This window comes from Gordonia sp. SL306, assembly GCF_026625785.1.
Lineage (GTDB): Bacteria > Actinomycetota > Actinomycetes > Mycobacteriales > Mycobacteriaceae > Gordonia.
In genome coordinates this window covers 2,470,565-2,495,591 of sequence record NZ_CP113063.1, presented here as the reverse complement: position 1 = coordinate 2,495,591, position 25,027 = coordinate 2,470,565, and the positions used below count along the sequence as shown (strand labels likewise).

General features: G+C 67.7%; 26 protein-coding genes and 1 pseudogene. 13 read left to right on the top strand and 14 right to left on the bottom strand.

What is annotated here, in order from left to right; all coding sequences use genetic code 11:
- Window positions 1–277 precede the first annotated feature (277 nt).
- On the top strand, window positions 278–1,201 hold the full coding sequence (locus tag OVA31_RS11400; protein ID WP_267631191.1) for an LCP family protein: 924 nt from the start codon (window positions 278–280) through the stop codon (window positions 1,199–1,201).
- A gap of 80 nt (window positions 1,202–1,281) precedes the next feature.
- Window positions 1,282–1,836: a ferritin gene (locus tag OVA31_RS11395; RefSeq protein ID WP_267631190.1), complete on the top strand. Its 555-nt coding sequence runs from the start codon at window positions 1,282–1,284 to the stop codon at window positions 1,834–1,836.
- Window positions 1,837–1,863: 27 nt separating this feature from the next.
- Here the strand turns inward: OVA31_RS11395 and OVA31_RS11390 are convergent, their stop codons facing one another.
- Window positions 1,864–2,853: a DUF5926 family protein gene (locus OVA31_RS11390; protein WP_267631189.1), complete on the bottom strand. Its 990-nt coding sequence runs from the start codon at window positions 2,851–2,853 to the stop codon at window positions 1,864–1,866.
- Between the two features lie 279 nt (window positions 2,854–3,132).
- Between OVA31_RS11390 and OVA31_RS11385 the strand changes: the two genes are divergently transcribed.
- The 3 genes from OVA31_RS11385 to OVA31_RS11375 all read left to right on the top strand — a co-directional run bounded on the left by OVA31_RS11385 (window position 3,133) and on the right by OVA31_RS11375 (window position 4,489).
- On the top strand, window positions 3,133–3,756 hold the full coding sequence (locus OVA31_RS11385; protein ID WP_267631188.1) for a TetR/AcrR family transcriptional regulator: 624 nt from the start codon (window positions 3,133–3,135) through the stop codon (window positions 3,754–3,756).
- A 157-nt stretch (window positions 3,757–3,913) separates the two neighbouring features.
- A complete protein-coding gene (locus OVA31_RS11380; protein ID WP_267631187.1) occupies window positions 3,914–4,189 on the top strand; it encodes a hypothetical protein in 276 nt (91 codons plus the stop codon).
- 60 nt (window positions 4,190–4,249) lie between these two features.
- A complete protein-coding gene (locus OVA31_RS11375) occupies window positions 4,250–4,489 on the top strand; it encodes a hypothetical protein (protein ID WP_267631186.1) in 240 nt (79 codons plus the stop codon).
- A gap of 27 nt (window positions 4,490–4,516) precedes the next feature.
- Here OVA31_RS11375 and OVA31_RS11370 read toward each other — a convergent pair whose 3' ends face one another.
- The 4 genes and pseudogenes from OVA31_RS11370 to OVA31_RS11355 form a co-directional block, all read right to left on the bottom strand.
- Window positions 4,517–5,308, bottom strand: a complete 792-nt coding sequence (locus tag OVA31_RS11370; protein ID WP_267631185.1) for a glycerophosphodiester phosphodiesterase — start codon at window positions 5,306–5,308, stop codon at window positions 4,517–4,519.
- A complete protein-coding gene (locus OVA31_RS11365) occupies window positions 5,305–6,345 on the bottom strand; it encodes a DUF4328 domain-containing protein (RefSeq protein WP_420714209.1) in 1,041 nt (346 codons plus the stop codon). The genes OVA31_RS11370 and OVA31_RS11365 overlap by 4 nt, the downstream gene beginning before the upstream one ends.
- Before the next feature lie 15 nt (window positions 6,346–6,360).
- Window positions 6,361–6,678, bottom strand: a pseudogene (locus tag OVA31_RS11360) (rhodanese-like domain-containing protein); the annotation flags it as partial.
- A gap of 453 nt (window positions 6,679–7,131) precedes the next feature.
- A complete protein-coding gene (locus OVA31_RS11355) occupies window positions 7,132–7,980 on the bottom strand; it encodes a S49 family peptidase (RefSeq protein ID WP_267631184.1) in 849 nt (282 codons plus the stop codon).
- A gap of 72 nt (window positions 7,981–8,052) precedes the next feature.
- Here OVA31_RS11355 and OVA31_RS11350 point away from each other — a divergent pair, with 72 nt between their 5' ends.
- Window positions 8,053–8,805 (top strand): VOC family protein, encoded by a 753-nt coding sequence (locus OVA31_RS11350; RefSeq protein ID WP_267631183.1) that lies wholly within the window; start codon window positions 8,053–8,055, stop codon window positions 8,803–8,805.
- A 1-nt stretch (window position 8,806) separates the two neighbouring features.
- Here the strand turns inward: OVA31_RS11350 and OVA31_RS11345 are convergent, their stop codons facing one another.
- Both OVA31_RS11345 and msrA read right to left on the bottom strand, forming a co-directional pair.
- Window positions 8,807–9,877, bottom strand: coding sequence for a winged helix DNA-binding domain-containing protein (locus OVA31_RS11345; RefSeq protein ID WP_267631182.1), 1,071 nt, complete (start codon window positions 9,875–9,877; stop codon window positions 8,807–8,809).
- A gap of 3 nt (window positions 9,878–9,880) precedes the next feature.
- Window positions 9,881–10,585, bottom strand: coding sequence for a peptide-methionine (S)-S-oxide reductase MsrA (msrA, locus tag OVA31_RS11340; RefSeq protein WP_267631181.1), 705 nt, complete (start codon window positions 10,583–10,585; stop codon window positions 9,881–9,883).
- Between the two features lie 497 nt (window positions 10,586–11,082).
- Between msrA and OVA31_RS11335 the strand changes: the two genes are divergently transcribed.
- On the top strand, window positions 11,083–11,712 hold the full coding sequence (locus tag OVA31_RS11335) for a superoxide dismutase (protein ID WP_164309992.1): 630 nt from the start codon (window positions 11,083–11,085) through the stop codon (window positions 11,710–11,712).
- Window positions 11,713–11,990: 278 nt separating this feature from the next.
- Here OVA31_RS11335 and OVA31_RS11330 read toward each other — a convergent pair whose 3' ends face one another.
- Window positions 11,991–12,740 (bottom strand): energy-coupling factor transporter transmembrane component T family protein, encoded by a 750-nt coding sequence (locus OVA31_RS11330; protein WP_267631180.1) that lies wholly within the window; start codon window positions 12,738–12,740, stop codon window positions 11,991–11,993.
- Window positions 12,737–14,794, bottom strand: a complete 2,058-nt coding sequence (locus tag OVA31_RS11325) for an ABC transporter ATP-binding protein (RefSeq protein WP_267631487.1) — start codon at window positions 14,792–14,794, stop codon at window positions 12,737–12,739. The genes OVA31_RS11330 and OVA31_RS11325 overlap by 4 nt, the downstream gene beginning before the upstream one ends.
- Window positions 14,795–15,058: 264 nt before the next feature.
- Here OVA31_RS11325 and OVA31_RS11320 point away from each other — a divergent pair, with 264 nt between their 5' ends.
- The 3 genes from OVA31_RS11320 to OVA31_RS11310 all read left to right on the top strand — a co-directional run bounded on the left by OVA31_RS11320 (window position 15,059) and on the right by OVA31_RS11310 (window position 17,296).
- Window positions 15,059–15,583: a peptidase gene (locus tag OVA31_RS11320; protein WP_267631179.1), complete on the top strand. Its 525-nt coding sequence runs from the start codon at window positions 15,059–15,061 to the stop codon at window positions 15,581–15,583.
- A 114-nt stretch (window positions 15,584–15,697) separates the two neighbouring features.
- Window positions 15,698–16,435 (top strand): TMEM165/GDT1 family protein, encoded by a 738-nt coding sequence (locus tag OVA31_RS11315; protein WP_267631178.1) that lies wholly within the window; start codon window positions 15,698–15,700, stop codon window positions 16,433–16,435.
- Between the two features lie 99 nt (window positions 16,436–16,534).
- Complete coding sequence (locus OVA31_RS11310) at window positions 16,535–17,296, top strand: SDR family NAD(P)-dependent oxidoreductase (RefSeq protein ID WP_267631177.1); 762 nt, start codon at window positions 16,535–16,537, stop codon at window positions 17,294–17,296.
- Between the two features lie 19 nt (window positions 17,297–17,315).
- Here the strand turns inward: OVA31_RS11310 and OVA31_RS11305 are convergent, their stop codons facing one another.
- The 3 genes from OVA31_RS11305 to OVA31_RS11295 are packed head-to-tail and all read right to left on the bottom strand — an operon-like array spanning window position 17,316 to window position 19,479.
- Window positions 17,316–18,395 carry an MAB_1171c family putative transporter gene (locus OVA31_RS11305; RefSeq protein WP_267631176.1) on the bottom strand — a complete coding sequence of 360 codons (1,080 nt, stop codon included), beginning with the start codon at window positions 18,393–18,395 and terminating at the stop codon, window positions 17,316–17,318.
- A gap of 16 nt (window positions 18,396–18,411) precedes the next feature.
- Window positions 18,412–18,921 carry a hypothetical protein gene (locus OVA31_RS11300; protein ID WP_267631175.1) on the bottom strand — a complete coding sequence of 170 codons (510 nt, stop codon included), beginning with the start codon at window positions 18,919–18,921 and terminating at the stop codon, window positions 18,412–18,414.
- Between the two features lie 30 nt (window positions 18,922–18,951).
- Window positions 18,952–19,479, bottom strand: a complete 528-nt coding sequence (locus OVA31_RS11295) for an XRE family transcriptional regulator (RefSeq protein WP_267631174.1) — start codon at window positions 19,477–19,479, stop codon at window positions 18,952–18,954.
- 319 nt (window positions 19,480–19,798) lie between these two features.
- Between OVA31_RS11295 and OVA31_RS11290 the strand changes: the two genes are divergently transcribed.
- Entirely contained in the window at window positions 19,799–20,791 is a 993-nt protein-coding gene (locus tag OVA31_RS11290; protein ID WP_267631173.1) for a hypothetical protein, read from the top strand.
- Between the two features lie 24 nt (window positions 20,792–20,815).
- Here OVA31_RS11290 and OVA31_RS11285 read toward each other — a convergent pair whose 3' ends face one another.
- Window positions 20,816–22,477, bottom strand: coding sequence for a TM0106 family RecB-like putative nuclease (locus OVA31_RS11285; RefSeq protein ID WP_267631172.1), 1,662 nt, complete (start codon window positions 22,475–22,477; stop codon window positions 20,816–20,818).
- Between the two features lie 174 nt (window positions 22,478–22,651).
- Here OVA31_RS11285 and OVA31_RS11280 point away from each other — a divergent pair, with 174 nt between their 5' ends.
- Window positions 22,652–23,344: a DUF6474 family protein gene (locus OVA31_RS11280; RefSeq protein WP_267631171.1), complete on the top strand. Its 693-nt coding sequence runs from the start codon at window positions 22,652–22,654 to the stop codon at window positions 23,342–23,344.
- Between the two features lie 94 nt (window positions 23,345–23,438).
- Window positions 23,439–24,161 carry a hypothetical protein gene (locus OVA31_RS11275; protein WP_267631170.1) on the top strand — a complete coding sequence of 241 codons (723 nt, stop codon included), beginning with the start codon at window positions 23,439–23,441 and terminating at the stop codon, window positions 24,159–24,161.
- Here the strand turns inward: OVA31_RS11275 and OVA31_RS11270 are convergent.
- A complete protein-coding gene (locus OVA31_RS11270; RefSeq protein WP_267631169.1) occupies window positions 24,158–25,006 on the bottom strand; it encodes an alpha/beta fold hydrolase in 849 nt (282 codons plus the stop codon). The genes OVA31_RS11275 and OVA31_RS11270 overlap by 4 nt on opposite strands.
- Window positions 25,007–25,027: the final 21 nt, after the last annotated feature.

The following is a 25,027-nucleotide window of genomic DNA, read 5'->3' as shown; positions in this document are numbered from 1 at the left end:
TCGCCGCCCTGACGGCTCGCAGTACCAGCCCCCGCTCGCGTGGTCGAACTCGCCGGGGTCACCGAGACCCGGCTACGCACCGACTCAGCAGCCGGAACCCATCCCGGCGCGCCCGTCCGGATCGCCCAGGCGTTCGGGGGAGCCGGGTCGTTCGGGCTCGCGGGGGTCGGGAGGTGCGCCACCCCGCCGGCCACGGTCGAGTTCGACGGTCGCACCGCCTGCACCCAAGCCGAAGCGCAAACGCCGTCGAGTACGGATCGGCCGACTCATCCTGGCAGTGCTGCTGCTCTTCGTCGTCGCGTCGGTGGGCCTGCTGTTCTACTACGACGGCAAACTCCACCGCACCGAGGCGCTCGTGCCCTACGCAGGCAGGCCGGCCGACACCCCGGGCACCAACTGGTTGATCGTCGGCAGCGACTCACGCGCCGACTTGAGTGACGACCAGCGTCAGCAACTCTCCACCGGCGACAGCGACGGGTCTCGTACAGACACCATCATGATGGTGCACAAGCCGCCGAGCGGTTCGGCGATGATCATCAGCATCCCGCGCGACCTCTACGTACCGATCCCCGGTCAGGGATCGCACAAGATCAACGCCGCATTCAATTTCGGTGGACCCCAACTACTCACCCAGACGGTCGAGCAGCTCTCGGGCGTCCGGATCGATCACTACGCCGAGATCGGCTTCGGCGGGTTCGACAGCGTGGTCGACGCCGTCGGGGGCGTCACCATCTGCCTCGATCAGCCGCTCAACGATCCGAAGGCCGGTCTGCGGCTACCGAAGGGATGCCAGGAACTCAACGGCAGGCAGGCCCTCGGTCTCGTCCGCACCCGCGCCTTCCCGAATGCCGATCTCGAGCGCGTGGTGAACCAGCGCAAGTTCCTGAATGCCTTGATGGCCAAGGCGACGAGTCCGTCGGTGCTCGCCAACCCGTTCCGGCTGATCCCGTTCGTCAACGGAGCAGTCGATGCGCTCACCGTGGACGAGGGTGACCACATCTGGAACCTCATGGGGCTCGCATGGGCGTTGCGCGGCAACCCGATCACCACCACGACGCCCACCGGCGGCGACGAGTACACCGACGACGGGGACTCACTTGCGGTGGGGGACAACACCGAACAGTTCTTCACCTACATCCGCAAGGGTCTCCCCGTGCCCGACGATCTGCTGTCCGGCAAAGGCGGCGTGCTCGGCGGGTGAGGCGAGGCGAGCCGAATGTTGGTGAGGCTGAACTCAGTTAGGCTCAACTGGGCTGAACTGGGCTTTTCGGGCCTTCTACGATGGACCGCATGACAGCCACACGTGACGAGACCGTCTTCCACAAGCTGCTGCACGACCAGATCGGCAACGAGTTCGCCGCCGCGCAGCAATACATCGCGGTCGCCATCTATTACGACAGCCACGACATGCCCCAGCTGGCCAAGCACTTCTATGCCCAGTCGGTCGAAGAGCGCAACCACGCGATGATGATCGTGCAGTACTTCCTCGATCGCGACATCGATGTGGAGATCCCCGCCGTCTCCGCCCCGCGCAACGACTTCGCCGATTACCGGGCACCGATCGAACTGGCCCTGGAACAGGAGAAGGCCGTCACCGAGCAGATCGTCGATCTGGCCCGTGCCGCCCGCGACAGCGGTGACTACCTCGGCGAGCAGTTCATGCAGTGGTTCCTCGCCGAGCAGGTCGAGGAGGTCGCCACGATGACCACCCTGCAGACGATCGCCGAACGCGCACAGGGCAACCTGTTCGACCTGGAGAACTTCGTCGAGCGTGAGGTCAACGGCGCGCCCGCACCCGCGACACCGGCACCGGCTGCCGCAGGCGGGAATCTGTAAGAGCCCGCGTGGCCCGTCTCACACTGCTCAGCGCAGCGTGACCTGACGACCGCGGATACCGTCGCGCGAACGTAGTTCGGCGGTGCTGAGATCGCCGGTCTGGGCCATCGCCTCGGTGAGCCATTCGTCGAACTGGTCCAGGCCGGCGTACCACTCCTCGTGGTGGAGTTCGTTGTCCAGATCGAACACCGGCACCAACAACCCGTGGGTGCGGAACGACCCGGCGAAACGCGAACCCTCGCCGAGGGTCAGGCGATCCGCGGCATGCAGCCGGGCCAGCGCGGTCATCAGGTCGTCCTCGTCCTCCGGTCGCACCCACCTCAGATGCGCGCGCTCGCCGGCGTCGACCCACCAGGGTGCGCCGACGCCACTCTTCGGGTTGAGACGCGCGGTCGGCATGATCGAGTCGTTGGCCCGCGCCAGCATATCCGCGATCTCCGGCGGTACATCCGTTCCCGGCGGGAACCACCACGAGAAGTCGTCGTAGACCACCAGATCCAACTGTGCGTCCACGTCGAGCAGCTCGGTGAGCGACCGCGACGTGCCGCCCGGCTCGTACTCCGCATCCGACTCCGCGTGTGCGGCCCACTCGATGGCATCCGCCATGGATCCGGGCACATCGACGGGCTCCGGGTCGGTCTGCATCGCGACGAGACCCTCGGGCCCGTTCGTCGCGTCGCGGACCAGCGCAGGCACCGCGCCGGGCAGAATCGTCGCGAGTCGAACCTCGTTCCGAACCCCCTCCGGCCGTTGAGATTTCGCCGGAGCGGCGGCATCGTCGGGTACCGCCGACGTCAATTCGGGTTCGGCCGGTCCCGGTTCGACGAGCGCGACGTCGGCGATGGCAGACGCCACGAACGCACGCAACGCCACGAGGTCGCACTCGGCCGCGAGTCCCGCAAAGGGCCTGGGCGGCGGCGCCATCGCGGCGAGCTGCCGCTCCTTGCGTGCGGCCACCCTCTCGGCCCGATTACTGCCCGGACGCGGTCCGCTGCCCCGCTTGCTCTTCTTCGCCATACGTCCACCCTCTCACGAGGCGACACGGCCGAGGCCATGGCCGCAGCCCATCGCCGATGGGCCGGCGGTGGGTGGGGGCGTCCACGACAGCCCGGGGAAAGCGCACGGACACACCCCCACCCGAGCGGAGACGGTAGCAGTTGTTGCACACACCCGTCCAACACTGGTAGTTGTCGAAGAGCATTTCGCCATCGGCGAATTCGGAGGGGGCACGCAGGGGCGATGCCTCACCTTGTCGTGGACAGAATCGGGCACCCGACCCGTTTAGACTGGTCGGGTATGGGCGTGAAGGATCGGACCTATGGCGGCATCTCGGTGACCGAACGCCGAGATCACCGTCGCGTCCTATTTCTCGACGCCGGTCTGGCGGTGTTCGGGGAGGACGGCTATCAGAACGCCTCCGTCTCGGCGATCTGCGCCCGCGCCAATCTGGCCCGAGGCCACTTCTACGAGCAGTTCTCCGATCGTGAAGAGTTGTTGCTCGCGGTCTATGACCGAATCCAGGACGACGGGCGCGCGGCGGTCACCGAGGCACTGGCGACTCTAGGGGACGGCGACATCGAGACGCGCGCGCGGTGCGCCGTCGACGCCTATGCCCGGAGCATCGGCTCGGACCACCGGCGAGCCGCGGTCGCGTTCGTCGAGATCGTCGGCGTGAGTGCTCGTGTGGAGGAACACCGCCTCGAGCAGCGCGCCGTGTGGGGCGAGTTCATCGCGGCTGAGCTGAAACGGGCTCTCGGCGAGGATTACGTTCCCCCGGGCGGCTGGTCGGCGGCCACCACCGCGATCGTCGGCGCACTGATAGCGATGGTCGAACAATGGGCATCGAGCCCGACCGAACGCGCCCGCCGCCTTCATGACGTCAGTGACGTCCTCGTCCGGTTCCTGCTCGCGCTCACCTGAGGGTCGGGTCGCGTCTGGTGCTGCGGGCACCACGATGGGGCGGTAGTTTATGATAGTGAACGAAGTTCACCTGTGTGGTCGCGCAAATCAGAGGAGGACACATGCTGCATCACGACATGGTCGGTACCGCCCGCGGTACGGAGGAGGTCGGACAGACATGGCTCTTCTGAAGAAGAAGCGTGAGCCGGAGCCCGAGGTCGAGCCGGTCGCCGAGACCCCACCGACCGAGCCGGAGATCGTCATCGGCAACGCGGTCTCGGCCACGCTCGATGATGGCACCGTCGTGGAGGCGGTCGTGGTCGACGATTTCGGCGAACAGACCGAGGCCTCGCTGACCCATATCGGGTCACGCCCGATCCGCGCCAAGCGCTGGGCCATCAAATTGGCCACCGGCGAGTTGGCCTTCACAGACACCATCGAACCGCACCACTAGCCGACACGCGAGCGCACTTCCCAAGTGCGACACGGCGAATTGTCAGGGGAGGGCAATCCGTTGCTCAGTAGTTCTGCCGAGATATTCACGTCCGAGGACCATGCCCGGATCACCGCGGCGGCGCGAGTGCGCAGCCATGTCGCGTTCGATGAGGTTGCGGCGCTACGTACTCCGGGTCCCGCGTGGTCGTCGTATCTGAATGCGCTCGGGCTGCCCGATCTGGCCGACCGCGCTCGGACCAGGCTGCCCGCCGACATCGCAGATTTCGGTGCGCGCTCACGTGACGTCGGCTCACGTTGAGATCCGCCGTGCCTGCGCACGCGAGGCTCAGTCGACGGTGACCAGCCAGTCACGGACCTTCGCAGGACGATTCGTCGCGAGCCAGCGAACGCCGAGATCCGCGCAGAGTTGGACGTCGACCTGCTCGTCGACCGTCCAGCAGTAGGTGACCCGACCGGCCGCGGCGGCGCGGTCCACCAGATCCGGGTTCAGCCGCAGGGTTTCCACGGACGGCCCGATGCCGGTGGCACCGACCGCCGTCGCGGCACTTCCGCCGAGCAGGCGAGCGGTGTCGCCGAGCAGGATCGTCGGCAACATCGGGGCGTGCCGGCGAATCCGCCACACCCCGGCCGACGAGAACGAGATGACCACCGCGCGACTGTGATCCGCCGACGGCGGGGTACCCACACCGAACTCGTGGAGAAGTGCCAGCAGCTTCTGCTCCACCAGGCTGCCGTAGCGCACCGGATGCTTGGTCTCGATGAACAGCCGCACGGGCCTGCGCCAATCCAGCGTGAGGGAGAGCAGCTCCCGCAGGGTCAGCACCGACGCCTTGTCGCCTGCCGGATGCCAACTGCCGAAGTCCAGATCGCGTAATTCCGCCAGCGACATCTCGCTGACCACACCGGTTCCGTCGGAGGTCCGGTCGACGGTGCGGTCGTGGACGCAGACGAGTTCCTGGTCGCTGGTCAGCCGGACGTCGCATTCGAGCCCGTCGGCCCCCTGACTCAGGGCCAGCTCGTAGGCCGCGAGGGTGTGCTCGGGGAGCGCCTCCGAGGCGCCACGATGGGCCACCACCGCCGGCTTGCCGGATCGGGAGATCTGCTCCACACCCGTCATGCGACCGCCACCCAGCGTCGTGACGGTACCGGTTCGTCCTGTGGTCCACCGAAAATCACCATCAGACGGGTGCCGAGCCACCACGCGAACACGCCGGACACCGCCGAACTGATAACCACCGCCGCAAGCCCGTTGGCAGAGGTCTGGATCGAGCCCGATGCCGTCGCGACGATGCGGGTGACCACCGTGATCACCGCGAGCACGTTGACGATCGCCCAGGCCACCCACAACTTGGTGAGCCGGCGCCGCGTGCGTTCGACCTCGAGATCGTCGCGCATCCGGGCGACCTCGTGCAGCAGGACCGCCGCTCCCGCCACGTTGACGAGCGGTACAGCTGCGAGCAGCGCGATCTGCCACCGGGGTCGCGGGTCGCGGAGATCGTGTCGCCGATAGGCATCGTCGCGCAGGGCGATGATCCACCGGGTGAAGACCACGGTCACGTAGACGAACACCCCGAATGCCACCAGCCCGCCGAAGATCACGAGGAACGCGGATGCCCGGTCCGTCCAGCCGGCGACCGGCACGGACCTGTTCACCACCAGCAGGACGTAGCGCAGCAGATGGACGATCGCGGCCAGCCCGAGGGCGCAGGCAAGGAGCCGAAGCGCGTGGAGGAGGACGGCCGTCAGCGCCTCCAGCGGGTTGCGACTGTCGACGTCTGTCTCGATCGGGACGTCACGCAGCCCCCATCGCGGGACGTAGACGTATCGCGGGATCGGCCGCGGCCCGGGCGGGACCATCGGTCGCCGGGCCGGGATGGCCTCCGGCGGTCGGCGGGCGACCCACCGGACATGCCTGCTCCGGTAGAGCCGACTGCTGCGCGGTCCGCTCGAGGGCTGACCCGGGGCCGACGACGCCGTCGGCCGTACCGAGGTCTCACCGGGGGATGCCGACGAGCCTCGCGTTGCCACCGGGCCGGCCTGGTCACCGATCAGATCGCTGTCGACCACGCGCAGCGGTCCGCCACAACGCGGGCAACGCTCCCGCCCCGGACGATGCGGTGCCTGGATACGGCACCGCGGACACAGGTCGATCATTTCGACCCGGTACTCCCCCGCCTCGACCGGCTTCTCGTTCTCGACCCACGCGAGCATGCCGCCGCGGACGCAGCTGCCCTCGTAGCCGAGCTGTGCGAGATACTGCAGCACACGCATCGACCGTCCGCTCGAATGGCACACCACCAGGAGGTCGGCGTCGAGGTCGATCTCGTCGATGCGGGCGGGCACATCGCCCAGTGGGATGTGTACCGCACCCCGGACGTGACCGGCAGCCCACTCATCGTCCTCGCGGACATCGAGCAGGACGCGGTCCACCTCGTCGGTGAAATCGTCCGGCAGCTCCGTGACCGGCACCTGCCGGATGTCGCCCATGCTCACGAATCCATGGTGGCACAGCCGCGCCAGCCGCGGCGCGCCCTGTGCACAACCGCGCGGATGGGCTTGGCGAATTGACACGGCCGATGCGATCGAAACAGCACTATGTAGACCTACATATAACTATCCACATGCCGGTTTGCGCGACCGGCGCAAGGTGTGCATCGGCCACCATAAAGCTGTGGATGAGACTGTGGAAACTGTGGACAACCAGGCCACACGCTGCACTGTTCTGTGACCGCTACCACATCCGTTGTGACGGGGGTCACGGATCTGGTTGCGCAACGGTTGAGACTATTCGACAACCTGCAGACCCACGTCACAGTCAAAGGTTCTTCGCGATGACCGCATTTCCTGTGGATAACTTGGGGAAAGTTGGGGAGAAGTGGGCGTGACCCCGATGCGCACGGACCCGTTGTGCACCAGCCCGCGGTGGCCGTCGCCCGTAGATCAGCCCAGACGCGTGGCGATCGCCCGATCGACGGCGACGACGGTCCCCGCGACGGCACTCTCCATCAACCGGTTCACGCTGACCTGCCCGCCCACCAGACGGGCGAGGAGAGGTTTCGGTGCCTCGATCGTGGTGATCTCGGCGTCCGGGTAGCGCTCGGCGATGACCGATCGCATCACGCCGATCCCGTCGACGAGCCCGACCTGCACCGCACGGCTGCCGACCCAGATGTCGCCGCTGAACAATTCGTCGTCGGGAGCGCTGAGCCGCTTGCCGCGGCGCTGCCGGACCCACGCGATGAAGGCCTCGTGCAGTTGTGCCTGCAGCGCCCTGAGCCACTCGACATCCTCGGGCCGCTCCGGAGAGAAGGTGTCCAGGCGGGCCTTGTTGTCGCCGGTCGTGTACAGCCTGCGCTGCACGCCGAAGCGCGTCAGCACATCGGAGAGACCGAACCCCGACGACACCACTCCGATCGACCCGATCATCGAGGTGTGCGCGGCAAAGATCTCGTCGGCCGCACACGCGATCCAGTAGCCGCCCGATGCCGCGACGTCTTCGCAGAAGGCGATGACCGGGACGCCCTTCTCCGCGGACAACTGGCGGATTCGTTCCGCGATGTACTCCGACTGGGCGGGCGAGCCACCCGGAGAATTGATGACGACCACGACGGCCTTCACGTGTTCGGTGCCGAAGGCGCGCTTGAGGACCGACTCGACATTGTCGGCGGTCAACCCGGCACGACCGAGACCACCGATGCCGATCGGACCGTCGAGGCGAACGACGGCCACCCGGTCCGCCCGCGACCGCGCCACCCGTTTGGTCACCTTGTCCCACGGTCCACGACTCATGTGCCGAGTGTAGTGCCACGTCTCGGCCGTCATCGGGCCCGTCGACGCCCGCGGCGACATTAGACTCGCGGCGTGGAGATCCGATGGCTCACCGCATTCCTGGACTTTCCCGCCGAGCAGTTCGGTGCCGAGGTCACGTTCTGGCGCGCGATTGCCGGCAGCACCGTGTCGCCGCCGCGCGGCGAGCACCGCGAGTTCGCCTCGTTGGAGCCGTTCAACGGGGATCCCCATCTCCGTGTGCAGCGGGTCGACGCCGGGCCCGGCGGGATCCATCTCGATCTCCACGTCGACGACCCGCGGTCGGCGACGGCGGAGGCGATCGCCCTGGGTGCCACCGTGGTTCGCGACCACGCCGGGCCTGCCTACATGTCGTTGGCCTCGCCCGCAGGTTTTGTGTTCTGCCTGGTCGAATGGCAGGGCGAGTCCGTGCGCTCGCGCCCGATCCGATGGCCGGGCGACACGATCAGCATCATCGACCAGGTGTGCATCGACATCCCACGCGAACTCCACGAGCGCGAGGTCGCGTTCTGGACACGGTTCACCGGCATGCCGACCGAGCCGACCAGCCGTCCCGAATTGCTCCGCCTGCGTCGCGACCACGCCCTGGCGATCGGCATCCTGTTGCAGCGCAACGGGCCAGACGACGAGGCGACAGTGGCCACCGGACATCTCGACCTGGCCGCCACCGCGGTCGAGGACGAGGTGGCACGGCACGAGGACTGGGGCGCTCGCGTGGTCGAAGAGTTCCCGACCTGGACCGTGATGTCCGATCCCGTTGGCCGGCGCTACTGCATCACGAGTCGCAATCCGCGAACCGGCGACTGACTCAAGCGCGCGTGTCGCAGAACTGTTGCAGTCGTTGACGTTCGGCCTCGAGTTCGGCGCGGCCGCCCCGCGGCAGGTCGATCATCATGTCGGCGACCACGCGGCCGTCCGCCACGCGCCATGAGCCGGCGAGACGTCCGTCGACCAGCACGAAACCTGGGTACCGGCCGTTGGCGGTGAGCAGGCTGCGATAACGGTCGTCGTCGGCGATCCGACGCCGATCTGCCTGCGCCACAATCACGTTGTCGTACGGGGCGAGGAACCGGATCGGGGCGGAGACGTCCTCGTCCACGATGTCGAGACCGTCGAGGTCGAACAGTTGCTCCCCGTCCGGACCGGTGCGGATCACGAGTTCCCAATCCGCTTCCATCGCGTCGAGGAGCGGCCGCAACCGGGTACGCCCGCACCAGGTCTGGATGCCCTTCACCGTCGCGGGACCGAAACCTCGGAGGTAGAGCCGGATGAGGTCCTTACGGGCCTCGTCGTCGACGACGGCCGGCTCGCCGGGCCCGACCCAGTCGTCGAAGAGTTGGTAGGTGGGTGCCGCGGATCCCCGCCAGAGGCCGCGGGGCGGCACCTGGACGAGCGGCAGACCACATCTCGCGACCGCGACCAGCGTCGACGGGTCGTCGTCGGGGTGCCGTTGTGCCAGTTCACGACCCAGTGCGGCGCCCGACATCTCCCGCCCCGCCAGCAGTCCGGCGGCCTCGGCGAGCACATCGGAGGCGGCGGTTCCGGAGAGACGCCGCTCGTGGATCGCGACCTCGGTGTCGAGCAACGGTTGTGCGATCGGCCGTATCCATCGTGCGTCCTCGGCGTCGATCAGGAAGACGGTCGACCGGAGCAACGCCATCCGGACCACCTCCCGATCGGTCAGCAGACCGTCGAGTTCCGCCGGATCGAAATCGTTGATACGCGACCACAAACCGAAGAACGGCGCCGTGGGTTCCTGTGCCTGGAGGCCGACGCAACGGTCGAGCACCTCGATGGCATCCTCGTCGACGCGTTCGAGCAGATGCTGACGCTGCAGCAGCGTCCGGTTCCACTGTCCCGGACTGATCTCGTCGGCCACCGATCAGGCGACCGGGTAGTGCAGCCCCGTGGCCGCATGGCACCGATAACCGTGCGGATTCTTCGCGAGGTACTGCTGGTGGTAGTCCTCGGCGTAATAGAACCGGCCGTCGCCTGCCTCGGCGAGCGGCTTGATCTCCGTCGCGATCGGGTCCAGTCCCGCATCGGCCAGCACGGTGCCGAACTTCTCGGCAGTTGACCAGGCGAGCTCGGCATCGGAATCCGACACCGTGTAGATCGCCGACCGGTACTGGGTCCCGACGTCGTTGCCCTGCCGCATCTCCTGCGTTGGATCGTGGCTCTCCCAGAAGATCCTCAGCACGCCCTCGAGATCGATGACCGACGGATCGAACACCACCAGAACCGATTCGGTGTGTCCGGTGCGAGCGGTGCAGACCTCCTCGTAGGAGGGATTCGACGTGTAGCCGCCCGCATAGCCCACGGCCGTCGTATGAACACCCGGTACCTGCCAGAAGATCTCCTCGATGCCCCAGAAGCATCCGCCCGCGAGGACCACGGCCGTGAGACCGTCGCCGAACTCACCGATCCCGTTACCGTCCGGGTCGGTCGCACCCTTCATCGGATGGTGCAGGAGGAAATGCTCGGGGGCGACCGGCACCGCAGCCTCGCGGCCCGGCAGCGCCTCATCGGCGGGTACGAGATGACGCTTGTGCGATTGCCCGGAAAGTAGCTGGTCAAGCCATGACATGTCCCGATCGTACGCCCGCGCCGAACATCGTCGGGGTTGATGTATGCCCGACGGTCTGCCTATCATGACCGACTATTGGGCGTGTGACCGCAGTCACTCCGGGTCACCCCTGCCGGTCCAGCCCCGCGGCACTGCTGCCGCGACCAGCGACGACGAAGGGTTTCGATGGCAACGCACGCGAGCACGGACCTCCGTCGAGCGATGAGCCCTCGCGCCGTGGCGCCGCGAGCGACCTACGACGTCCGCTCCGCGTGTTTCGGTACGGCCGTGAGCATTGCCGGACTGATCGCTCTGCTCGTCCTGCTGATCGTCATCTGACCGCCCGATCCGCCTCCGCTCCCGGCGAGACTTCAACCGCACTTGAAGTGGATTCCGCCGCAATGTTTGCAATCCCACATGCTGTGGGTAAGGGTGGAAGTACCCGCGTGACCGACGTCAGACGTCGCAGCTTTTCACGCGCGCAGTGAGAAACGCACAGCACCTCAGAGAGGAAAATCGTGGCTGAATACACCTTGCCGGATCTCCCGTACGACTACGCGGCACTCGAGCCGCACATCTCCGGCAGGATCATGGAGCTCCATCACGACAAGCACCATGCCACCTATGTGAAGGGCGCAAACGACACCCTCGAGAAGCTGGCCGCGGCCCGCGACGACGAGACCATTGCCGGCAAGGTCTACGGACTCTCGGCGACCCTGTCGTTCCATCTCGGTGGCCACACCAACCACTCGATCTTCTGGAAGAACTTGTCCCCCAACGGTGGCGACAAGCCCGAAGGTGATCTCGCCGCAGCTATCGACGATCAGTTCGGCAGCTTCGACAAGTTCAAGGCGCACTTCACCGCGGCCGCCACCACCCTGCAGGGCAGCGGCTGGGCCATCCTCGGCTACGACACCATCGGCAAGAACCTGGTGATCCTGCAGCTGACGGATCAGAGCGGCAACATCCCGGCGGCGATCATCCCGGTCGTCATGCTCGACATGTGGGAGCACGCCTTCTACCTCGACTACCAGAACGTCAAGCCGGATTACGTGAAGGCGTGGTGGAACGTGGTCAACTGGGCCGACGCGGCCGAGCGCTTCGCGACGGCGAGCAAGCAGGGCGCGGGACTCATCGTTCCCGCCTGATCGCCACAGTTCGATCGACCTCGACGGCGGTCACCCACGACGGGTGACCGCCGTCGTCGTCCGCCGATCGGGCGCAGTTGCGCGTCGATCGTGCACAGTCGTTCGTCGATCGTGCACAGTTTCGCGTCGATCGTGCACAGTTTCGCGTCGATCGGGCACAGAATCCCGCCCACTGTGCGCATAGACCGATCGGCGCGCACGATCGGCGCGAAAGTGCGCACGATCGGCGGGATTTCGCGCACGATCGGCGCGAAAGTGCGCACGATGGGCGGGTCGGATCAGAGCAGGATCGTCGCGACTATCACACCGGCACAGGCGATTCCGACGACGACGAGCACCACGGCATCACGGCGTCCCGGTCGCGACGGGTACGCGGTGAGACGGCCGGTACCGCCACGGGCGGTGATCGCCTCCGCCATCTCCGCACTGCGCCGCAGAGCGCTCGACATCGCGGCCGTGATCATGTCCACCACACCCATCTCGGCGGCCGGATGACCACTGCGTGCCGGAGCGGACGGGCGGAGCCGGTGAGCGGCCCGCAGCATCCGCAACTCGTCGATCAGCAGCGGCAGACCGCGCAGGCACAACGCGATCGCGACGGCCCACTCGTCGACGGGGAGGCGCAGAAACCGCAGGGGGCGCATCAATGTCGCGATCGCGGGTGCCACCTCGGCCATCGGCGTCGTCCAGATCACCAGGATCGAACTCGCGACCAGCACCAGCCCCAACGTGACGGCCCGCAGATAGACCACCAACGCGGACGGCCCGAACGTCAGGTTGAGCGCACCGCCCGCGATGATCAGACCCCAGAACCACCAGGGCGGACGGGGAATCGCGCCGAGCGGGATGCCCGCGGTGATCGCCGTCAGGAGCACCACCACGGCGACCAGCCCGAGCGCGGGCCACGACGGCAGCACCCAGGTCATCACGCCAAGGGCCATCACGACGATCAGCTTGGTACCCGCCCAGAGGCGGTGGATCAGCGAATCACCCGGCACCTGCCGGAGCGGAACTGTCTGCACGCTCATTCGGTCACCTCCGGTGATGCAGGCTGAAAGTTCGGTTCCCCGAACGTCTTCGACGGTTCGGTCAAGGTGGCCAGCGTGCCGTCGGTCAGCTGCACCCGACGGTTCACCACCGCGTCGAGGTCGGTCAGATCGTGGGAGATGATCACGATGGTCAGCCCGTCGGCCCGCAGCCGCGCGAGCATCGCGACGATCTCGGTGCGTGCGTAGGGGTCCACACCGGCGAGCGGTTCGTCGAGGATGAGGACCTTGGGCCGCCGCGCGACGAGTCCGGCGAGCACCACGCGGCGCATCTGGCCGCCACTGAGTGAATCGATCCGCCGGGCCGCCATCTCGCGGGGCAGCCCGACCGACTCGAGGACGCGGGCGACCTCCGCGGTCCCCACCTCGATGCCGCCCGCGGCCATGATCTCGTCGCCGACGGTCTGTTTCTGCAGTTGCAGGCGGGCGTGCTGGAAGGCCAGCGCGACGTCGCCGACCTGACCCGTCACCGGGTTCCCGCGCAGATCGGCCGTGCCGGCCGTCGGACCGATGAGCCCGGCCATGACCCAGGCGAGGGTCGTCTTGCCCGAACCGTTTCCACCGACCACCAACACGCCGTCGCCCCGGCGCACGGTGAGGGACACGTCGTGCAGCGCTTTCACCTGCCACGGAGAGCCCCGCAGATAGGTGTGCCCGACGCGGTCGAGCACCAGCAGCGGCTCGCCGCCCGCCGCGCCGGGCACGTCGTCGAGCCCGGTCAGGACCACCGGCTCCTCGACCGAACCGGGCCGTGGAACCCACTGCGGCGGATGATCGATGACCCGTCCCAGGTGCAGGTGCACCACCCGGTCGGCGGCCGCGGCCTCAGCGCCGCGATGGGTGATGAGCACGACAGTCATCCCACGTCGGGTCGGCAGGCCGGCGAGGAGTGCGAGCAGTTCGTCGCGGCCGGTGGGATCGACCATCGAGGTCACCTCATCGGCGATGAGCAGGGCCGGTTCTCGCGCGAGTGCCGCGGCGACGGCCAGACGCTGCTGCTGACCACCGGACAGATCCGACGTCTCGCGCGCACCCAGCCCGGCCAGGCCGACCTCGGCCAGCAGCGCCTCCACATCGACGTCCACACCTGGAGGCAGCCCCCACACCACGTCGTCGGCCACGCGCGAACCGAGCATCTGGGTCTCCGGACGCTGCAGCACCATCGCGGTACCCCCGTGACGCCCGAGCCCGGCGGCGCCGGGCCGGGAGACCGAGCCGGACGTCGGTGCGCGACCGGCCAGGATCTTCGCCAGCGTCGACTTGCCGGAACCGTTGGCGCCGACCACCGCGACGAACTCGCCCTGCGCCAGCGTCAGGTGCACGTCGTCGAGGACCTGCGGCATCTCCGGTCCGTAGCGGAAGCCCACGCCCGACAACGAGAGCGGCAGCGGACCGACCGGTGCGTCGCCACTCGCGACATCGCCGGCGTCGAGAGTGTCCTCGCTCGGGACGTCGGCGAGCCGAGCGACCACACCACCGAGCAGCCACCACGCCACCGCGAGGGAGAGCGCGGTGCCCAGGGCGCCCGACACCCACATCCAGATCCACCACTGGTCGACCATGCTGTTGCCGAGCGACTCGACGGTGTCGGCGAGCCCGGACAGCGCGGGGAACTTGTCGAGCAGCTTCACCAGCCCACCGATGGTGTTGCCGAGCGCCTCGAGAGCCAGTTTCCGCAGCGGCACCAGGACCAGCAGCACGAGTACCGAGAGGCCGCCGATGATCGGCGATGCGATCAGGCTCGCCACCGTGATCGTCCCGAGGCCGCGGCCGCGGCGTTTCGTGTCGCCGACGATGCCGCCGACGAGAGCCGAGCCCAGGACGGTCGCGGCGGCGCCGGTACCCGCCATCGCGAAGCTCACCCCGGTGGCCGCCACCGAGGCGGTGATCAGCGCCCGGGGACGGGTACGCGCGGCCACCAGAGCCAACGGAACCGGTGCCAGCAACCCGACGGCGGTCGCCAGGGGCACCACGGATGCGACCACGATCGCCGCGACGGTCAGTCCGCCGAAGATGGCGATCGAGGCCATCTCCATGGGACGCAGCGGGGCGGAATTTCTCACCCACCCAGTGTGCCTGTTCCCGCAGGCGCTGCGGTGTCGCGGCGGACACATCGGCCGTTGGGGGCCGTGTTCCACCCCGCCTCCCGGGACGCCGGCGGGTTACGGCGTGTAAAAGAACCGTCACAACAGTCGTGTTCGAGTTGTCTGCGATGCATGGCTGGTGGATATTTCTTCCACAGGATCTCCGCTCTCGGGTCCGAGTCCGGAGTTCCGCCCTGTGGACGAGGGAGACCAGCGATGACGACATCCATCCCGATCGGCCTCACGCCGTTTCAGTTCGACGGAGCGCTCAACGGCATCCTGATCTCGGGCCGATGGCCCGAATCCACGCTCGAGTGGACGCAGACGCTCGTCGCCTCCGTGCGCATCGCCTGTCGGCCGGGTTTTCTGCCGACCACCACCATCTTCGGGGTCGTCGAGGAACGGCCCGACGATGCGGAGGCCGACGCCGTCGGCATGATGGTCGCGGTCGGCAACGTCATCGACGACAGTTTCGTGGAGGCGGGCCGATTCCTCAGCAATCCGCCTGCCCTGGTCATGCTGCATCCCCCGTCACAGACCCGGCCGTCGCTGCCCGAGTGCTCGGAGGTCGCCTCGGGATGCGTGTTGCTGCCGGGGCTGCCCGAACTCGGCCTCGAACACCGCGCCGGTTGGGCGGAGGCCGAGGCGGACGGGACGGTTGTCACACTGCGTAACCAAGTTGGCATAGATCCCAACTCAGACCCCGACACCGCGGTCCTCGCGATGCTGCTGGCAGCCTGACCTGCACCGGACGATTTAGGGTCCCCAAACTTTTAGTTTTGTGCGTCCTACCTGCGGAAATATGGCTCGGCAATCTGTTGCAATGGCAACTGAGGCCACACTAACCTAGCTCTCATGATTGCTGCCCTGTTGCTGAGCTTCGGCGTGATCTTCGTCGCCGAACTCGGCGACAAGTCGCAGCTGATGGCCATGACCTATGCCCTTCGCTACCGCTGGTGGGTGGTCCTGGCGGCGATCACGGTCGCCACCACGGCGGTGCATGCCGTGTCGGTGTTCTTCGGTCACTTCCTGGGGGTGTCGATCCCATCGGACGTGATGTCGATCCTCGCAGGTGTCGCGATGCTGGTCTTCGGCCTCTGGACCCTGCGCGGCGACCATCTCGACGACGACGAGTCCACCAAGGCCGACCGGGTCGGAAAGTCCGTGTTCTTCGCCGTCATGTCGTCGTTCTTCCTCGCCGAGCTCGGCGACAAGACGATGCTCGCGACGATCACCCTGTCCACCAACAACGACTGGCTCGGCGTGTGGATCGGTTCGACCATCGGCATGGTCGCGGCCGATGCGCTCGCCATCGCGATCGGCGCATTGCTCGGCAAGCATCTGCCGGAGCGAACCATCGCCCGTGCCGCCGCCGTCCTGTTCTTCGGCTTCGCCGCATGGTTTCTGTGGGAGGGACTCGCCGACGCCGGCACGGTCACCGTGATCGCCACTCTCAGCGCCGTCGTGGTGCTGCTCGGCATCGGCGCGGTCTACCTCGTCCATCTGCGCCGATCCGCGGCCACCGACTCGTCTGGCCAGGACGATGGCGCGTCCGACAACGAGATCGAGGAGCCCCGAACGATCGTTCGGTGATTCCGGGGGCTGCGGTCCGACCCCACCACGGCCGTTCTAGTGTGATCGGTGACACCCCGACCGGCCCTCGGGCGGCCGGTGCACCCGAAAGGATCGCTCATGGACGTAGCCGGATCATCTGTACTGGTCACCGGAGCGGCCTCCGGGCTCGGCGCCGCGACGGCCGCACGCTTCGCCGGCGCGGGCGCACAGGTCTTCGGACTCGATCTGCAACCCGCGATCGACAAGGCCGAGGCAGTGGGTGGCGTGACCCTGCTGGCCGCCGACGTCACCAGCGAGATCGACGTACGGGCCGCGATCGACACGGTCGCCGATACAGCTCCTCCGCTACGCGTCGCGGTCAACTGTGCCGGCGTCGGCTGGGCCGCGCGCATCCTCGGCAAGGACGGACCGCACGATCTGAGCCTCTTCCAGAAGATCATCAACATCAACCTGGTCGGCACGTTCAACGTCATGCGCCTGGCCGCCGAACAGATGGCCACCGAGCCGACCGTCGACCACGACGGTCAGCGCGGCGTCATCATCAACACCGCATCCGTCGCAGCGTTCGAGGGGCAGATCGGCCAGATCGCCTACGCCGCGTCCAAGGGCGGCGTGCACGCGATGACCATCTCGGCGGCCCGCGACCTCGCTCGCGCCGGGATTCGCGTGTGCACCATCGCACCCGGCACCATCAAGACCCCGATGCTGGCGGGCGTCACGCCTGAGTTCCAGCAGACATTGGCCGGTGCCATCCCGTTCCCACAGCGACTCGGTGAGCCCGACGAGTATGCACAGCTCGCCCAGGTGATCGTCGAGCACAACTACCTCAACGGCGAGACCATCCGGATGGATGGCGCCATCCGGATGGCACCGCGCTGATCGTCGCGGTCCGGCACGGTCACGCCGACTGCGCGGCGACCGCCCTCGACAACCGCAAGAGCGGTTCCGCATCGGCATCGATGTCCGGCCCGCCGGGCACGATCTCGCGCACGGCGCCCCGCGGCCGTCCGACGATCGTGTACTCCTCCACCGCCGCCCAGAGCATGTCCACCCGGGCGTCGTCGTCCACGACCTCGAAATCCTCGGTGAGAAACGGGCTCAGCTGGGTGAGCGCATCGCGCGTCTCCACCACGCGGCGATGGAACACCATCGACGGCGACGGCGATCCCGACGTCGGCAGGACCACCTCGGGTACCGGCCCGGTCACCATCTCCCAGAGCGGGATCAGGTCGTCGGCGGCACGGCGATGGCGACGACCCACGGTGATCGAATGCCACCGCGACCTCAGCATGGGAAAGCTGATGCCGATCAGGAAGGCGACGACGCCGACGATCGAGCACACGCGACTGACGTCCAACAGCCACGGCAGCCGGACCACATCACCCGCCGAGCCGATGACGAAGGCGATCTGGAGCACCGTACTGGCGGTCAGGAAGACGAGGCCGACGAGCAAGAGGCCCAACGAGATCCGCAGGTAACCCTCCGCGAGCACGATGACCCGGCCGACGCTGCGCACGCAGGCGACGAACCCGTACGTGAGGTAACCGCTGGCGATCAGCATGAACAGGGCGAACGCGACGTTGCGGACCGACCATTCGGAGATCTGCTCGGTGCGGAGGTCGGTGGGTATGACGAGCATCGTCACCTGCAGACCAACGAGCGCCACCACCAGCGGGATGGCCTCGATCCCTGCCCGGCGCTCTCGGGTGGTGGACCGACCGGGATAGAAGAAGACGACGATCAGTGCGGCCACACCGATGGCGAGCAACGCGTAGAACAGGACGCGGTCGGCACCGGTGAACGTGAGCGTGTCGATGGCATCCGTGACGTCGTCACCGGAGACCACGAATGCCATGGTCAGGGTCGCGATGGCCACGGTCATGGCGACGGCCTGCAGGCCACCGCCCTCACGTCGGATCTGTTCGAGCCGCCAGCACAATGCGGCCGCGAAGACCAGTGCGGCTATCGCGTTGACCACGCCGACGACGATCACGCTACAGCCAGCCCTTGTGCCCGCCGAGGACCCGCTGGATACCCCGGAGATGGGTGTCGTCCGGTGTCGATCCGACGGTCAGACGCGCTTCGCCTGCCCAGTTGAGGATCATCGACGCCAGCATCTCGGCTTCCCATTCACGCTCGTCCGAGTAGCACGTGCGGCTCAGCGCCTCGTCCGACTGCTCGTCGGAGGGGATGGTCAGGGCTGACGCCGCGACCGCGCCCAGCATCTGATGTCCGGCGATCAGGTGGCCGAACTCGTGTACGACGATCTGATCCTGGTGCAGCTTGGACGTATTCGCCTGGTAGAAGAAGTAGTCCGCGTCATCGGCGGCGAGCCAGATCCCATTGGGCACCCCGGCAGGGAGGGGGTGGGCGATCAGCCGGATGGCACGTCCCCGCTGCACACCGAAGCGATCGCAGAGCTGGGTGACGTCGAGCGGGAGGTCGAGATCGAGACCCTTGAGCGTGTCACGACACAACGCACGTAGCGCACGTTGACTTCGCATGGATCAGTGGACCTCGTCGAACAAGGGTGTTCAGTCCACCGCTCGCGCGCCCACGACGCGCAGACGTGCTTCCTCAGTCGCGGCGTCGGAGATCCCCGCAGCGAGGATGTCCGGCGGATCCTTGGGCAGACCCTGCTGCTCACGCAAGACCTTGATCAGCTCGTTGACGACCGTGACCGAGTCGCTCGACAGTCCGGCCAGACGGAATGCCGCCAGCTGGACATTGGTGTCGGCCTGCAGGCGCATGAGGTCGATCTCGTCGCGCGTGCGCTGCGCGGCCCGATCCTCGAGGAAGTAGTGGACGTCCACGCCGAACGCGGCGGCGATGCCCTCGACAGTCCGGAACGACGGCGACTTGGCCTTACCCGAGCGCAACTGGCTCAAGTAGGACTCGCCGAGGCGGAATCCCCTCTCCGTCGACCGCGCTGCGATCGCTTTCGCACTGTAGGCACGCCCATTGGGTCCCGGAACCGTACGGAACAGTTCTTCGAGACGACGTGCGAACAATCCTGGGTCCAGTGCTTCTCGTGGTGCGGAGTCGATCCCCTCGACGTTCATTCGACGGTCGCCCCCTACTGACACATCCGCAATTCGTGAAGTCATTCTTCTCCCCGGCAAATCCAAAGCTTGAACTTGCAAACATTTAAGACCGGCGTGCATCGTGGATGCAACGCCCGTTACGATTTGAACGTACCTGAACGCATCCACCCACGCGTATCACCTGTGCCGATGCTGTAACGATTGCCCTGTGTGGCATTGTTCACACTCGATCGTGAATTACCTGTGGTGGCGCAAATCAGAGCTTACCGGAAGATGAACTCTGAGCGACCGTAAGGCGATCATCGTCGCAGGACAGGCACCGAACCCGGGGGGTCCGATGAATCACCGAGCCGCGCGTCGGATCGGGGCGCGCCGACGCATCGGGGCGCTCACCGCCGCCATCGCTCTGATCTCCGCTGCTGTACTGGGCATCGGTGCGGGCGTCGCCTTCTCGGCGCCCGACTCGTCGTCGGGATCCGGTACCGGTTCCGGGTCACACAGCGGTTCGGATTCACACAGCGGTTCGGATTCACACAGCGGTTCGGATTCACACAGCGGTTCGGATTCACACAGCGGATCGGGGTCCGACAGAGGGTCCGGACCCGACGGCGACTCCGGGTCCCGCTGGGGCGGTCACGATCACAGCGGCGACGACCCATCCGGTGCCGGCGAGTCCGGGGCAGGCGGCGCGACGAAGGACGATCCCGAACCGACGGCAGGCACCCCGGATCCGACCGAACCCACGACCGACCCCACAGAGCCGACCGGGCCCACAGACCCGACCGAGCCGACCGATCCGACAGGCACGACCGAGCCGACCACTTCCACAGGCGATGACGACTCTCCCGCGGCCGTGTTCCCGTCCCGCCCCCCGCTCTTCACCTCGACTCCGCAGACCGGCGGACGCATGCCCGGCAGCTCTGGCGACGGAAATACGAGCCGGAATGGCGCCGGCCCGAGCAGCACAGATCAGGGCAGCGCAGATCAGGGCAGCGCTGCACCGGGTGCCGAGGTCCCCAGCGTCCCGACCGCCGGCGCACCGGGCCCGGCTTCGGCCGGACCGTCGGGTAGCGGAGCGTCGACTGCCCGACCGGCAGCTCCGCGACCGTCGACTGCCCCCAGGGCATCGCCTCCGGACACACGCACGCCCCACCCCGCGCTGGCTGCCTCCCGGCCGACCGCGGCACCACCCGCCGCCGACGACAGCGCGCTCACCACGACGCGGCGGATCGTCCTCGGCCTCGCTCCCGGGGCCCTTCTGCTGCTAGGTGCGATCGCCCTGCTCGGGAGCGGCTCGTTCCTCGAAGCGCTGCGCGCCACACGTTCCTGATCGTCGCTGCAGCGATGGACGAGCTCAGCGGTCGCGGAACTCGAGCACCGTGTCCGCGTGGGGGACTTCGTCTTTCGCCGGCCCGTCGATCCATTCGCGCAGCACCTTGGTGGCGCGGACATCGTCCTCGTTGTACTCCAGCAGTCGTTGCCGCTGCGCGGGATCGGGAGTGGCGCCACCCAGACCGACGGCATCCCGATACCAGTCCATCGACGCCTCGCCGCTCGCCTCGGCATCGCGCCAGGTGAAACCGGCGACCGGGGCGACCCGTTTGAGCCCCTTGCCGTTGGGACAGATGAAGTTGCGGCCGACCGCCTCGTAGATGTCCACCCACTCGTCGGAGGCGATGAACTCCTCGATCTCGGTGCGCGGCGGCACCCCGTCGTCGCCGGCGAAACGCTGCGCGGATCCCAGCAGCCACCGATTCTCGGCCTGCTGCGAGTAGCAGTACGCCGCAAAGGTTTTCCCGGCGGCATGGGCGGCCTCACGTTCGGCGGTCAGCCAGCCCCAGAACTCGGCGAACGACCTGCCCTCGTCCCGCGTCGGCAGCGGCTCCCACGTGGCAAACGCCCGATAGCGGACCTCCCGCGACGGATCGGCGTTGTCGGTGAGCAGGGTGCCCCACAGGTAGGCACCATGTTCTCCGTAGCTCTCCATGTCCACATCGACCTCGACGTCGGCCCGGTCGACCTGCGGCTCTCCCAGCCGACGGATGAGCGGGATGTCGGTGAGCCAGGCGATCGCATTCAGCACCGCGTCGTCAAACCGGATGTTTCCCGGCCAATCCGGTGGTGGGTCACCGCGGAAATGGGCCAGTTGGTCGATGGTCGTGATCCCGATCTCGCCCAGCGCGATGCTCTGATTACCGCCGACGACGAGGCTCACGTCGCGGCGCTCTTCGAGTTCCGGCCCGCAGCGCGGCCACCACGGACAGCTCCGGCACTCGCCGATGCGGCGCGGTGCGGTGGGGATGGTCTGCCGGGCGATCGCCATCCGGCGTTCGAACGACTCGGCATAATCGTCGAGCAGGGCGGCCATCTCGAAGACGACGATGCAGTCGGCGTCGATCCCGATGACACCGCCCTTCAGGTCCGCCGGGTCGTCCGACGGCGTCAACCCGAGGTCGAGCAACATCGCGGTCAACTGGGCCAGCCGCAGCTGATCGCGACGCTGATTGCGCGCGTTGCGGGATGCGTCCGGTCGCGGCGCCCACGTCCAGACCGGACTCGTCAGCGTCGAGCCGCCGTTTCCGCCGTTTCCGCCGTTTCCGGGTTTCGCGCGGTAGCTGACCCGATGGTTCACCACGATCACCGGGACATAGCCGGAGCGGTCGCGGATGAGCAGCTCGGCGTGCCCCCGCCTGCCATGGTCGAGGTCAGTCGGCAAGGTGGCGTTCCAGATCCAGGCGGCCTCGGCCGCGCACGCGGCCATGGTGGCCGCCACCCGCGTCGCATGATCGGACGTCGGGTCGACCAGCACGACCGTGCCGGGCGGTTGATCGCTGTGCAGGCCGCGAACCATGTCGCGCACCCCGGCGCGGTGGTCTGCGGCCGCATCCTTGCGCCGCTGCGCCTCGGGCGTATCGGGACGCGCACGGACGAGGTCGGGGTGCGATTGGTCGAGCGCGAGACGATGTTCGCATCCGGCGAGATCGCGCGGGTGCAAGACCACTGCCGCTGCCGCCACTCGCCCATCCTTTCCGACATCGGTCCGTGCCTCGCGTCGTGTGCCGACGCTTCACGCGGGACCGCCCTCGTCGAGCCTATGTAATGCTTGTACCGATGCACGCACTCCCGCTCGGTTTCCGGGCCGGGTGGTATCTCAAACTCCGGGACACCGCACAGGAGGTAGGTTCCTCAGATGGGATTGTTCTCGTCGGATGGCAAGACTCGCGCCCAGCGAAAGGCCGAGGCGAAGGCACTGAAGACCAAGGCCAAGTTGGAGGCCAAGCTCGAGGCGAAGAGCGCGCGGAAGTCGGAGAAGGCCCGACGCCGCGCCGATCGTAAGCACCGCGGCAAGGAACTGAAGCAGGAGCGCAAGACCACCAAGGCGGCCGGCAAGGTCCAGCAGAAGGTGGCCAAGGCCGATGCCAAGGCGACCGCGGCCAAGGCGAAGGCCGCCGCCGACGCCCAGGCGTTCAGCCCGGCGAGTGTCCGCCGCTATCTGACCGTCGTGCGGCTGCTGTCGCCCATCGTGGTGCCGATCGCCTATCGCGCGGCGGTGGCGGCGCGCGGTCAGGTCACCGCGCTCCAGGCGAGCCGTGCCGGCGTCTCACCGGATGTGCTGCGTCAGTTCTCCGGCCACGGCGCGACGCTGTCGGCGCGGATCGCCACCACCCGGGCATCGCTGGAGAAGGTCGCCACCAAGGACACCACCGACGAGGGCTCGGCGTTCGTGTCCGCGATGGCGACCCGTCTCGACAACCTCGCCATCGCCGTCGACGCCGCGGAGGCCATGCCGGCCGCTCAGCGCCGGACCGCGCATCAATCGATCGAGTCCGAACTCGAAGCCATCGAAGCGGACATCCTGGCCCGGCTCGGCGTGCGCGCCTGATCGTCCATCGCGTGGTGGGTGGCCCCGCCGTCGTCTTAAAATGGGGCCCCTACCCGCCGCACCGATTCACCACGCAAGGGAGCGTGAGCAGCAGATGACCGACCCCGGCCCGAACAACACTCCTCAGGATTCCCCGTCCGACGACTCGGCATCCGAGGTGACCGGGCCGGCGGAGTCGACCGGCGCCGAGACCGGCAGCCAGGCCGAGAGCGCGTCGTCCGCGCAGACGCCTGCCCAGAAGACGCCACCGAAGAAGGCGGCGAAGAAGCCGGCGGCGAAGAAGGCACCGGCAAAGAAAGCTGCGGCAAAGAAGGCACCGGCAAAGAAGGCGCCCGCCAAGAAGCAGCCGACCGACAATCAGGCCGCAGTAGAGCACGACGCAGACAAGTACGACGCAGACAAGCAGGCCGCAGACAAGCAGGCCGCGGCGGAGACAAAGCCGACGACCGAGACGCCGGCCGAGCCGGGACCGCCTGCACCGCCTGCCGACACCCCCGCACCGAAGCCCGACGTCGCCGCGCCGCGTCCTGTCGCGCCCAAGTCCGCACCGTCCAAGCCCCCGGTCAAGAAGAAGGCACCGACCGGACCGTCGGGGCCCGCGTCGACCGCACCGTCGGCCCCGCCGTCGCGTCCGTCACCGGCCGTCGTCGACGCCGTCGCCGAATCCGATGCGCAGCGAGCGACATTCGCGCAGCTCCGGGCCGGCGCACCCACCGAGCTCCCGTCCGCGAACCGGACCGTCCCGATCGTCGCCGCCGCCGCGCTCGCCGCCCTGGTTGCGATCCTGATCGCGGTCCTTCGGCGCAGAGGCGACTAGGCCGACCGGGCCGCCACACGGTCGAGGATCGCCGTGGCGACCTCCTGCGGGCGGTTCTCGGGCAGCCAGTGGTCGGCATCGTTGATCACACGGAACTCGTACGGTGCGTCCACCCAGTTCCCGGTCATCTCCGCACCCCTGCGACCGAGCGCGAAATCGCCGTCACTCCACAGGTAGGTGGTCGGGACGATGATCTTCGGGAACCGCCGGTCCTCGCGCGTCCCGAAAGGCAGCCCGCGGTACCAGTTCAGCGCCCCGGTCAGCGCACCCGAGGCGACGATGTCGTCGTAGAGACGGCCGGCGAACGGCTCCGGCAACCCGATCCGCTTCCCGCCGCCCGCCGATGGCCGAAAAACCCTGGACAGGAACAGTTCCGGGATCTTCGGCAGGTTGAAGAACGCCATGTACCAGGACCGCAGCAGCTGTCCGCGGGGCATCGCGCGCAGAAATGCGGCCGGATGCGGCACCGACACGGCGGTCAGTGTGCGGATCCGATCGGGATGCGCGCCCGCAACCGACCACGCGACGGCAGCACCCCAGTCATGGCCGACGAGGTCCACCGATTCGACGCCCAGTGCATCGATCAGCGCGACCACGTCCCCGACGAGCTCACCCATGCGGTAATCGCGACGGGCGCCCGGCCGCGCGCGGGGGGAGTAGCCGCGCTGATCCGGCGCTATCGTCCGAAATCCCTTGTCGTGCAACAGTGGTACGACCAGATCCCAGGCCGTCGCGCGTTGCGGGAACCCATGCAGCAAGACGATCGGCACGCCGTCGATCGGTCCGCTGTCGATCACGTCGAAGACGTAGGGGCCATTGGCGAACTCGGTGAGTCGGTCGGTCATCGTCATCCTTCCCCGGTGAAT

Coding starts and splice junctions, on each gene's coding strand:
- OVA31_RS11310 (WP_267631177.1), top strand. CDS start 16,535: ATGGACGTAGCCGGATCATCTGTACTGGTCACCGGAGCGGCCTCCGGG.
- OVA31_RS11370 (WP_267631185.1), bottom strand. CDS start 5,308: ATGACGGGTGTGGAGCAGATCTCCCGATCCGGCAAGCCGGCGGTGGTG.
- OVA31_RS11300 (WP_267631175.1), bottom strand. CDS start 18,921: ATGCGAAGTCAACGTGCGCTACGTGCGTTGTGTCGTGACACGCTCAAG.
- OVA31_RS11385 (WP_267631188.1), top strand. CDS start 3,133: ATGGGCGTGAAGGATCGGACCTATGGCGGCATCTCGGTGACCGAACGC.
- OVA31_RS11380 (WP_267631187.1), top strand. CDS start 3,914: ATGGCTCTTCTGAAGAAGAAGCGTGAGCCGGAGCCCGAGGTCGAGCCG.
- OVA31_RS11330 (WP_267631180.1), bottom strand. CDS start 12,740: ATGAGCGTGCAGACAGTTCCGCTCCGGCAGGTGCCGGGTGATTCGCTG.
- OVA31_RS11290 (WP_267631173.1), top strand. CDS start 19,799: ATGAATCACCGAGCCGCGCGTCGGATCGGGGCGCGCCGACGCATCGGG.
- OVA31_RS11365 (WP_420714209.1), bottom strand. CDS start 6,345: ATGATCGACCTGTGTCCGCGGTGCCGTATCCAGGCACCGCATCGTCCG.
- OVA31_RS11325 (WP_267631487.1), bottom strand. CDS start 14,794: ATGGAGATGGCCTCGATCGCCATCTTCGGCGGACTGACCGTCGCGGCG.
- OVA31_RS11390 (WP_267631189.1), bottom strand. CDS start 2,853: ATGGCGAAGAAGAGCAAGCGGGGCAGCGGACCGCGTCCGGGCAGTAAT.
- OVA31_RS11275 (WP_267631170.1), top strand. CDS start 23,439: ATGACCGACCCCGGCCCGAACAACACTCCTCAGGATTCCCCGTCCGAC.
- OVA31_RS11270 (WP_267631169.1), bottom strand. CDS start 25,006: ATGACCGACCGACTCACCGAGTTCGCCAATGGCCCCTACGTCTTCGAC.
- OVA31_RS11295 (WP_267631174.1), bottom strand. CDS start 19,479: ATGAACGTCGAGGGGATCGACTCCGCACCACGAGAAGCACTGGACCCA.
- OVA31_RS11355 (WP_267631184.1), bottom strand. CDS start 7,980: ATGAGTCGTGGACCGTGGGACAAGGTGACCAAACGGGTGGCGCGGTCG.
- OVA31_RS11395 (WP_267631190.1), top strand. CDS start 1,282: ATGGACCGCATGACAGCCACACGTGACGAGACCGTCTTCCACAAGCTG.
- OVA31_RS11315 (WP_267631178.1), top strand. CDS start 15,698: ATGATTGCTGCCCTGTTGCTGAGCTTCGGCGTGATCTTCGTCGCCGAA.
- msrA (WP_267631181.1), bottom strand. CDS start 10,585: ATGTCATGGCTTGACCAGCTACTTTCCGGGCAATCGCACAAGCGTCAT.
- OVA31_RS11320 (WP_267631179.1), top strand. CDS start 15,059: ATGACGACATCCATCCCGATCGGCCTCACGCCGTTTCAGTTCGACGGA.
- OVA31_RS11280 (WP_267631171.1), top strand. CDS start 22,652: ATGGGATTGTTCTCGTCGGATGGCAAGACTCGCGCCCAGCGAAAGGCC.